The 8495-nt window shown below is 60.2% G+C and carries 10 protein-coding genes; 2 read left to right on the forward strand and 8 right to left on the reverse strand.

Going from position 1 to position 8495, the window contains the following annotated elements; genetic code table 11:
- The 3 genes from KGZ89_03975 to KGZ89_03985 form a co-directional block, all read right to left on the reverse strand.
- Window positions 1–1939 (reverse strand): hypothetical protein (locus tag KGZ89_03975; GenBank protein MBS3974005.1); only part of this gene is annotated, 1939 nt, incomplete at its 3' end.
- 15 nt (window positions 1940–1954) lie between these two features.
- Window positions 1955–2926 (reverse strand): hypothetical protein, encoded by a 972-nt coding sequence (locus tag KGZ89_03980; GenBank protein MBS3974006.1) that lies wholly within the window; start codon window positions 2924–2926, stop codon window positions 1955–1957.
- 109 nt (window positions 2927–3035) lie between these two features.
- Window positions 3036–3275 carry a FeoA domain-containing protein gene (locus KGZ89_03985; protein MBS3974007.1) on the reverse strand — a complete coding sequence of 80 codons (240 nt, stop codon included), beginning with the start codon at window positions 3273–3275 and terminating at the stop codon, window positions 3036–3038.
- Between the two features lie 79 nt (window positions 3276–3354).
- On the opposite strand from KGZ89_03985, the gene KGZ89_03990 reads away from it, so the two are divergent.
- Window positions 3355–3894, forward strand: coding sequence for a MarR family transcriptional regulator (locus KGZ89_03990; GenBank protein MBS3974008.1), 540 nt, complete (start codon window positions 3355–3357; stop codon window positions 3892–3894).
- A gap of 109 nt (window positions 3895–4003) precedes the next feature.
- Here the strand turns inward: KGZ89_03990 and KGZ89_03995 are convergent, their stop codons facing one another.
- Together KGZ89_03995 and KGZ89_04000 are read right to left on the reverse strand one after the other, a co-directional pair.
- The gene (locus KGZ89_03995) at window positions 4004–4855 is read right to left on the reverse strand and encodes a hypothetical protein (protein ID MBS3974009.1); all 852 of its coding nucleotides are present in this window, start codon (window positions 4853–4855) and stop codon (window positions 4004–4006) included.
- Between the two features lie 48 nt (window positions 4856–4903).
- Window positions 4904–5776: a glycosyltransferase gene (locus KGZ89_04000; GenBank protein MBS3974010.1), complete on the reverse strand. Its 873-nt coding sequence runs from the start codon at window positions 5774–5776 to the stop codon at window positions 4904–4906.
- 451 nt (window positions 5777–6227) lie between these two features.
- Between KGZ89_04000 and KGZ89_04005 the strand changes: the two genes are divergently transcribed.
- Window positions 6228–7337, forward strand: a complete 1110-nt coding sequence (locus KGZ89_04005; GenBank protein MBS3974011.1) for a hypothetical protein — start codon at window positions 6228–6230, stop codon at window positions 7335–7337.
- Window positions 7338–7443: 106 nt separating this feature from the next.
- Here KGZ89_04005 and KGZ89_04010 read toward each other — a convergent pair whose 3' ends face one another.
- From KGZ89_04010 to KGZ89_04020, 3 genes are all read right to left on the reverse strand, one after another.
- The gene (locus tag KGZ89_04010; GenBank protein ID MBS3974012.1) at window positions 7444–7857 is read right to left on the reverse strand and encodes a PIN domain-containing protein; all 414 of its coding nucleotides are present in this window, start codon (window positions 7855–7857) and stop codon (window positions 7444–7446) included.
- Window positions 7842–8165 (reverse strand): hypothetical protein, encoded by a 324-nt coding sequence (locus KGZ89_04015; GenBank protein MBS3974013.1) that lies wholly within the window; start codon window positions 8163–8165, stop codon window positions 7842–7844. The genes KGZ89_04010 and KGZ89_04015 overlap by 16 nt, the downstream gene beginning before the upstream one ends.
- A 110-nt stretch (window positions 8166–8275) precedes the next feature.
- Window positions 8276–8495 (reverse strand): alpha/beta hydrolase (locus KGZ89_04020; GenBank protein MBS3974014.1); only part of this gene is annotated, 220 nt, incomplete at its 5' end.

The raw sequence follows: 8495 nt of genomic DNA on the forward strand, positions 1-8495 counted from the left end.
CGCTGCTTGCAAATACATAGTAGACGTAGTTGCCGGGCGGCAGGAGCCTGTTGTGCGCATCCCTGCCGTTCCAGCTCGGATAGTGTCTTCCGGCACCAAGCCTCGCGTTGTTGACGACTACCCTTGCGACACCGCGAGAGTCGAACACCTTCACGGTCACCCAGGCCGGTTCCGAGAGGTTGAATCCGAAGCGCGTCACCGGCTCTGGCGACCGACCCGGCGTGAAAGGCGTCGGTGCAGCCCATATGCGGGATATGACCGGGCGTGTTCCGAGCGCTGGGGCGAGGGTCAATCTGTGCGAGATGAACAGGTTCCCCGAGCGTGACGACCGCAGGCCGGACGCCGTCGCCGTCACCACATAGCGGTAGATCCCGTCGGGGAGCACCCTTCCCCGGCTGTCCTTGAGGTCGAAGCGGGCCCACCAGCGGCCGTCCCTCTGTGGAGCGTGCAAGCCTCCGGCGGTTCGCCCTCGGCGCGAAGCCACAACCTGACCTGAGGCATTCAGCAGCTGAATCGTGACATACGATTCGCCCCCGGTAAGGTCGTAGCCGATGTGGACGTGATCGTTCCATCCATCCCCGTTGGGGGTTGCCGGATTGCTGACGACCCACGCATTCGCGACATTCGGCCGACTCATCCGTACAGTGGTTTCGCCATATGCCGTGATGGGGTAGTCACAGCCGAACTGGGCGAGCGAGGCCTCCCCTAGCACCTCGAAGCGATACCGCATATCGGTGATCAGCGGCGGTGTGACATACGTGAATTCGGCCGTAAAACCGTCCGTGAAGTCCAGTCCGACGACGGCGACAGTACTCCATCCGCCTACACCATCAGCCCGAGCCTGCTTCACCCGCACTGAAGGCCTGACCGGGAAATAGGCCCTGAAAAGGTAGTCTATGCGGCCATGGATCCTTGTGGTGCGCCCTTGCGCAGACCGGTGCTCACGGGCAACGTTGAACACTGGCGCCGGGTAAGCCCGGAACTCGGTCGACCAGCGATGGCTCACCTGGGCAAAGACACTGTTGCCTGTGAGTTCCGATAGCACAAGGAGCTGCTCGTTCTGCAGACGGTAGTAAAGCGGATGGGAATATCGCCTAGGGAACAACTCATAAAGCACAGCCCCGTTCGCTTCATACAGATGAAGGTTGTCGGCGAGGTGCGATGAAGCCTTTTGAAACAGCTCCTTCACCTGCAGATCGCCAGTCGCCCTGTAGAGGTCGTAGAGCCCGAAAAGCGCGAACAGCTTCCCGTTGAGAACTTGATGCCCGTCCGGGTATTCCTCAAGCCAATTCCCGCCGTCGCTCACTACCCCGCCCTGAGAGATATCTACCAGGAACGGCTTGAACGCCCTCCTTGAGGCTTCTAGAAATGTCTCGTCTCCGGTAAGCGCGTACGCCCTAAGCATCGCAGATATTCCCAGGCCTTGCGCCATGGCCGAGTACCACGGCGGATTGGTGGTGCCTGGCCGCGTGTAAGGAAACCGGTACGGAAAACGTCCCTCGGTGTCCATCCCGGCGTCTCGAAGCCAGAGGGCATGCCGCAAAAAGTCTTCGCGAAAAACGGTATCGCCCTGGTGAAGGTATGCCTCGTTCGCTCGCAGTGCCACTATCGCGACGGTGACAGGGTTATAAACTGGGGCGTCGAGGTGCCTGTACTCCACCATAACGATGCCGTTCTTGTCCCGCTGCCTATTATCGATGTTGTAGCGAGCCACCGCCACGGCGTTTTGGTACCAGAGATAGTAGTGGCTCGGCGTCTCGTCGACCATATCCTTGCGCCACGGGGCGCTTTCCTGCGCCAGAACGCTTTCCCCGACCGCCACCGGTAAAGAGGCGATGAGGAGCGCGGCCGCTAGGAAACATGCCCCGAACTGGAAGACTTTTCCTCGTCCCCGTGAATGACGAGGGCCGCTTTTTTTCAGCAGGGTTCGAATCAGCATGCCACTCCTATCGCCTTAGCGGCCATCCCGACCAAACCCTCCAACTGGGGGGCGTTCGCCCGGTTTCCACTCCAACTGCTCTCGGTTCCAGCCGCCTAGCTCTGCAGCGGCTACGTAAGTCGATTCCAGGAACTCCAACAGATCCTCACGAGGAGATCGACTCGCCCGGACCTGATCGTACGGAAGAACGAATTCCATTAGGCCTGAATCCCACCGCGCCGCCTGCGGACCCACCTTGGCTTCCGAGAACCCGGGCGGACTCGGATACGCGTATGAGTAGAATATCGGCTCTGGATAGGATTCGCCTCCTGCCCAGAAACCAGCGCTGCTCAATTGATGGGAGTACGCCTCCCGCGTGATCCAATCCGGAAAGTGCGGGATGCCTCCGGGGTGCGCAGGCGCACGGGTGCCGCTGAACCGGGTCACCGCGAGATCCATAGCTCCCCAGAAGAAGTGCACCGGACTGCACTTCCCGATGAAGCCCCCCCTGAACTCATCGAACACCAGCCCGCTGCTCGACAGGATCCGCCAGAAGCGGTTCGCGTACTCTGGCTGATAGTCGCCCTCGCGCTCGTTGTCTCGGAAGGGAATCGGGTTAGGAACCTCATTGGGCACGCCATGTATCTCCACGGCGATCCCCACTCGCTTTAGCTTCGCCATGAGCTCATGGTAAAACTCCGCGACACTTCGCGGTCGCAGATCCAGTTGCTCTTTCGCGCCGTCCGAAACCAGAATGATGACCATATGATCAACAAAGTCGAAGTCGATCTGGAAAGTACGCCCCTGCCATGGGATCGGCCGACTCGTCAGCCCACGGGAGGTCAGGTGAAGAGTGACGTGCCATTGGTGGTTCACCCACGGAGCGCACGCCACCCGGATCTTCCCCACGATCTGCATCCACATGTGCAACGTGGCTGCAGTGTCCTTCCACTCCGCGAACGGAAGTGCCGGCCAAAGATCGGCTCTCAGGTCATCGTCCGTTGTCATCGGAAGGCTCTCCCTAGGTAAGCTCCAGCAAACCGGCCACGCTACACTCCAAGCCGAGAATACCTCACACGGCCGGCTTTGTCTGCGTCGATGGCGCTAATATCGCGCCTCAGGCACATCCGCAATCGAGGGCAACATCGGATGTAAGGAGTATCGGCAAGGTGACCACGAAACGACCGTCTATTTCTACCTCGGCGAAGCGGGGCTTGCGCTCGGGGTAACGAGCAAGAACGCGAACGGCACTGCCCTCGGCGACACCCGCCACTACGTTGTACGCACTATTTTTTATCGCGCCGGCCACACTCCTGATGGTGCAGGCGACGCCTACGGGAAGCTCAGCTAGTGTCATCGGTGGTGCCCCTTTCTTTTTTGCGGTTAGTGCTTATGTGTTACACAATTGAATTGTATACAACCTAATTGTATATGATATGATTCCCCTGTCAAGCCCCGCGTCCCTCTCACCAAAAGGGGACGTGCCGATCTTAGGAGAACAGCACGTGGAACATGAGATGCTCAGACTTGATCGGCAGCTGTGCTTCCCTCTCTGGGCGGCCGCCCGCCGCATCGTAGGCCTGTACCGACCTGCACTCGATCCGCTGGGCCTCACCTACACGCAATACGTAGTCATGCTCGCGTTGTGGGAGCGGGACGCTGTGACGGTCAAGGAGCTGGGAGAGCGGCTGTTCCTTGACTCGGGGACAATCACCCCAGTGCTCAAGAAGCTTGAGGCTCAGGGTTGGGTCGCCCGTAGGCGCTCCTCGGATGACGAGCGTGTCGTTATCGTATCGCTCACCAGCGAGGGAGGCGCACTGAAGACCGCCGCCGCCTACGTTCCAGAGCAAGTGGCCTCGTGCGTGAAACTGTCTCAGGACGATGCGGTGGCACTACACCGCATCCTCTACAAGCTACTCTCCGAAGAAGCGCTGGTGCGGTGCGCGCCGTCCTCTGGGGACGCGCCGGAGGGCTGATCTAGCCCGCTCCCAGCCCGAGTCACCTCACCCGGCTCTGTCGAGCTTAAGCCCCGAACACGGCCGACCCTACCTGCGTCGATGCCTTTGTTAGTCGAGCGGCTCACCACTATACCCCTGTGGCTCGGAACAGGAACCCTCGCACGTCGGCCTGCTCTGACGCTCCCTCTACGCGCGGATACTCGTCGACGTAGAACTCGCGCACGAGATCCATGCCAAGCGATTGGAGGTGGCCGAGAAGGTCGTCGCGATTGAGGAACCAGCCGAGAAGGTCGTCGTTGAACCCCTGGATGCGCGCCTGCTGACGTACTACCACCGAAGGCGTGGAAAGAAGGACCGGTAATCGAGTGATGTACAGGTAGCGCCCCGTGGCGCCCGCAAGCCCTTCGGCGACTTTCTGCCACTCCCGCGAGCATTGCAGCGATCCACTCGCGACCACCAGATCGTAGGTTCGCGAGAGACACGCATCATCGGAGTAGAACGTCGCCTCCGGCAGCAGCGTCGACCCCTTATCGCAGAAGGCCGGTAGGTCCTTGCAGTGATATTCAATCCGGGTTTCAGGCAACAGCGCCTTCGAAAGCACGGCGTAGTGCCCAAGGCCACCACCCCAGTCGAGTATCGAAATCCTATCGCGACCGGCCGCAGCGAGCGCGAGTACGTACCCGAACGTCATGTACGTGTTGTGGAAAGCCATGTTGCGAGGGATCGGCTCGGTCGCTTCGTGTGCGACGTCGAGCGGCACAGGCCCCTCGCATGCGGCACAGAACTCCTCCCACCGCCCTGCCTGCGTTGCAGCGATTCCGGAGTCCATCCATCCCGGGTTCATGTCTTCGACGGTGGGCCATTCAGGTCCTACGACTTCGAAGCGTCCGGGCAGAGCGGCCTTGCGCCCAAGGACGGCGCGGACGGCGTCGACGAGCACGGGCGGCAGGATGCGATGTGCGATGTGGCGCAGAGTCATCGTGAACCTCTCCGGGATCGAGAAAGCAACACTCCCATCATAGCGGACTCACCGGTACTCCTCCGCCCAGCGCGAACGGCGGGTGAGGAGTTGTCGGCGAATCAAACCCCTCTTGAGATCGCGCGGGTGCGTGAACGCGAGTGGCGGACGAACGCTAGGGATTAACAGCGCACCCGCAACACGCTGCGTGAGGTAGAAGCGCGTGCGCTCTCGGTTCCACTCCGGGCCAGATCGCGTGTTGTAGCGCTCGGCAAGCCGCTCGGTGTCTGCAGCGTGCACGTCGAGGATGTTCGAGGATTTGCGATCGGCCTGATGCCGGTCGATGGCTGTAATCCGCGGGATGCGGGCGAATAGCACTCCTGAGGCCTCAAGGCGCAACCACAGCTCATAATCCATCGTGAAGTGGAAGCTCTCGTCGAGCATGGGCTCGGAGAGCACGCGCCGTCGCATGAAGGCCGTAGGCTGACTGATCAGGTTGATCGTGCGGAGCATTTCCCCTGAGTAGGGAGGTGCCCAAAGAATCTGGATGATCCCACCGCCCGCGGTCGTCTGAGCACAGTGTCCGTACACGACGTCGACTTCAGGATGCGCCTCGAAGTAGGCGACCACGTCCTCAATCACCTGGCAGTCAAAGTAGGCGTCGTCTGAGTTGATCCAGCCGATAATCTCGCCGGAGGAGGAGGTGAACGCCTTGTTGATGGCGTGAGCCTGTCCCTCGTCGGGCTCGCTCCGCCAGATGACCGCATCGCCAGCCGTTTCGAGGATCCCCACGCTGCCGTCGGTCGAGCCGCCGTCCATGACGATGTGTTCTATGTGCGGGTACGTCTGGCACGCTACCGAGCGCAGGTTGTCGCCAAGCCAGGCTGCCTGATTGTAGGAGGGCGTGAGTATCGAAACGAGAGGCTGCTGCTGCTCGCTCATCGCTGCCCGCCCGCATGGCAACTCCGCATCCCAGAAGGGGGTCGGATGCCCTCGTCGAGTCGCAGCGGTTGCATAAAGACCTCCTGGTACGCCGAATTGCACAGGGTAGCGTACGCTATTGCCGCTTACCCAGCAAGCGGTGGTGGGGTCCCCGACCCGCGGCCGCTAGGGCACCACTTCGAGCGCACCCGCGAAGCTCGGGCGGTAGACGCGCAGACTAGTGCTAGTCAAGGTCTTGCGTCGTTACCTCCACCCATCGAATGAGCTTGTCCCGCACCGCATCGGTGACAAGTAGTTCGCGAATGCGGTCGAACTCGCGGCCGGGGGAAGGAAACCTCGCGCGCGCTGAGCGAGGACAAAAGCTGCTAAAATCTACGAGTCCCACTTCGTCGCGGACTTGGGACTGCCCCTCGGAGGGTGCTGAAGAATCAGCTAACTGGAGTGATAACGCATGAGGCTTTCGCATGCCGCCAAGCGGCAAATACGCCAGGCCTATCGACGCAGTGTCCCGTACTGGATTCGTGCTCCGTTGAGCAAAGCACGCATGGAGAACCAGTACGACGTCTACAGAAGAGTTGTCCCATGGCCGTTTCGCAGACTGCGGGGGGCAGAGATTTACGCCAATCCGTACGATTCACATGTTGCCCGCATGTTCACGACACTCCTCTCCGGCGATACTCCCGTATTCGTTGGGCGAATCGGTGGATCCGATTGGGAAGCCGTGAAGGGCTTCTGGGCAAACCCTCGACTCTACGAAGACCCTCTGGCAAGGGAGGTCGCTGTCCGTCGAGTATCCGAGTTCAACGGTTACTTCGATTTCGCGGGCGACCACTCGAACTTCATCAGGTATCTCGAATGCCTTACTGAGTGCTATGAGCGAGCCGATTGCCTGCTATATGCAGGACAGCATCTCACTAACCAGTTCGGCCACAATGTCTTCTACAAGGATGAACTACCTCTCCTGCGGCACGTATGCCAGGGAAAATCGCTGATAAACTACCTGTTCATGGAGGATGTTCGTCCATTCCTCGACACGTTCAGGGTCTGGGGCGAAGGTAGACGGATACTGATAGTCAGTCCGTTCTCACGTACTATTGAGATCCAAAACCGGCGCCGTAACGAGTTGATCGTTGACTACAAGTATCCCGATTTTGAGCTTCTGCCCTACCAGACTCCGGTCACGTATAACACGGGAGATGGCACCAAAAACAGGTTGCAAGTTTCCGTACAAAACTGGCATGAGCAGTGTGAGTTAATGGCCCAGGACATCAGCAGGCTCGATTTCGACATCGCGTGGCTTAGCTGCGCATCCTACGGAATGTATCTCGGGGACTTCATCAGAAACGAGATGCACGGGAAGGCCGTGTACATAGGCGGGATACTCAATGTGCTTTTCAACATCTACGGACAGCGATACGACGCGTCGTACTACAATCGTTTCATCAGGCCGGAGACTCGCATTGAAGCGCTTGAGAACGCCGACATGGATAGACTGAGCGGTGGAAGACTTTATCCCAACGAGGCTCTGCGCGCATATTTTGGGAAGAAGCCACCCGAATGAGCCCGGGCGGGCCAAGTCTCCAGGCACCGCTTCCGTGATCTGCAACTGGCACTCCCCTCTGACGAAACACCATTCCGCCAACGTGCTTGATCATAACCTTCATCCGCTAGGGCACCACTTCGAGCGCACCCGCGAAGCTCGGGCGGTAGACGCGCAGCTGGGCATCGAAGCTCAGTATTCGTGCGCATCCGACGCGCTCGCATGCAGCGAGCAGCGTGCAGTCAGCGAACCCGAACCCGGCGTCAGCGTAGTCGCGATCGATGGCACGGGCATGCTCCATCAGCTGAAGATCGACACCGATGATTTCGATGCCGCTACGCATGAACCCATCCCAGAAGGCCCGCTGTCCTTCCACCCCCACGCGCGCATGCAGGAAGCTCATGGTCTCGGCGAGGATCGTGATCGGAGTACCAAGCCCCCGTGGTTCGTCAGCCGAGATCGCTGCAATCGCCGCACCGTGAAGGCGCTCGCGCTGTCGCGCCGCCGCGATAAGAACACTCGAGTCTACGAGCGCTCGCACAGCCCGCTGCCCTCTTCCCACTCTCCACCCGCGCCGAAGTACTCGGCAAGCCCTTCGTCCACCTGAGACGCAAGATCGCTGTCGGGCAGATCGTCGGTTACGCACCCCACCAACGCAGAAGCTCCCACTCCTACCTCGGCAGCCCGGCGCGAACGGTACTCGGCGATCGCCTCACGAGCAACCTCGGCCATCGAGGTCCCGCGCTCGGACGCCTCGCGTGCCAGATAGCGGTGCATGTCATCGGGCAAGTACATCATGGTCTTCTTCATAGTAGGACAAGTGTACTCGTCGGCTGGCATATATGTCAAGCATATATGTCGTTGGAGCCGGGAGGCCGCTCCGGACCCGAGCCTACCTCACACAGCGCTGTCATTTGGCCCGAGACACAGCGGCATCTGATTGACGCGCAGGTGAACCATTACCCCCTGGCCGAGACCACCGCAGATCGAATCACCTCAATGACCAGGCCCGGCTCGCTGATCTGTGGGAAGTGACCGCTCTTGCTCGCTATGACGTGCTCACCCAGCGGCGAAAGGGCAACCAGCCCCTCCTGATTGCGGGCGCGCGCCGTGCGGACAGCAGGAGGGATACCTCGAGCCGATCTACCTGCACTGACTACTGTGACTGGCACCGGCGGG

Source organism: Actinomycetota bacterium, assembly GCA_018334075.1.
Classification (GTDB): Bacteria; Actinomycetota; Coriobacteriia; order Anaerosomatales; family UBA912; genus JAGXSC01.

What these genes read in the sequence shown, in the direction of transcription:
- KGZ89_03985 (MBS3974007.1), bottom strand. Translation starts at nt 3,275, where the DNA reads ATGACACTAGCTGAGCTTCCCGTAGGCGTCGCCTGCACCATCAGGAGT.
- KGZ89_04005 (MBS3974011.1), top strand. Translation starts at nt 6,228, where the DNA reads ATGAGGCTTTCGCATGCCGCCAAGCGGCAAATACGCCAGGCCTATCGA.
- KGZ89_03995 (MBS3974009.1), bottom strand. Translation starts at nt 4,855, where the DNA reads ATGACTCTGCGCCACATCGCACATCGCATCCTGCCGCCCGTGCTCGTC.
- KGZ89_03990 (MBS3974008.1), top strand. Translation starts at nt 3,355, where the DNA reads ATGATTCCCCTGTCAAGCCCCGCGTCCCTCTCACCAAAAGGGGACGTG.
- KGZ89_04000 (MBS3974010.1), bottom strand. Translation starts at nt 5,776, where the DNA reads ATGAGCGAGCAGCAGCAGCCTCTCGTTTCGATACTCACGCCCTCCTAC.
- KGZ89_03980 (MBS3974006.1), bottom strand. Translation starts at nt 2,926, where the DNA reads ATGACAACGGACGATGACCTGAGAGCCGATCTTTGGCCGGCACTTCCG.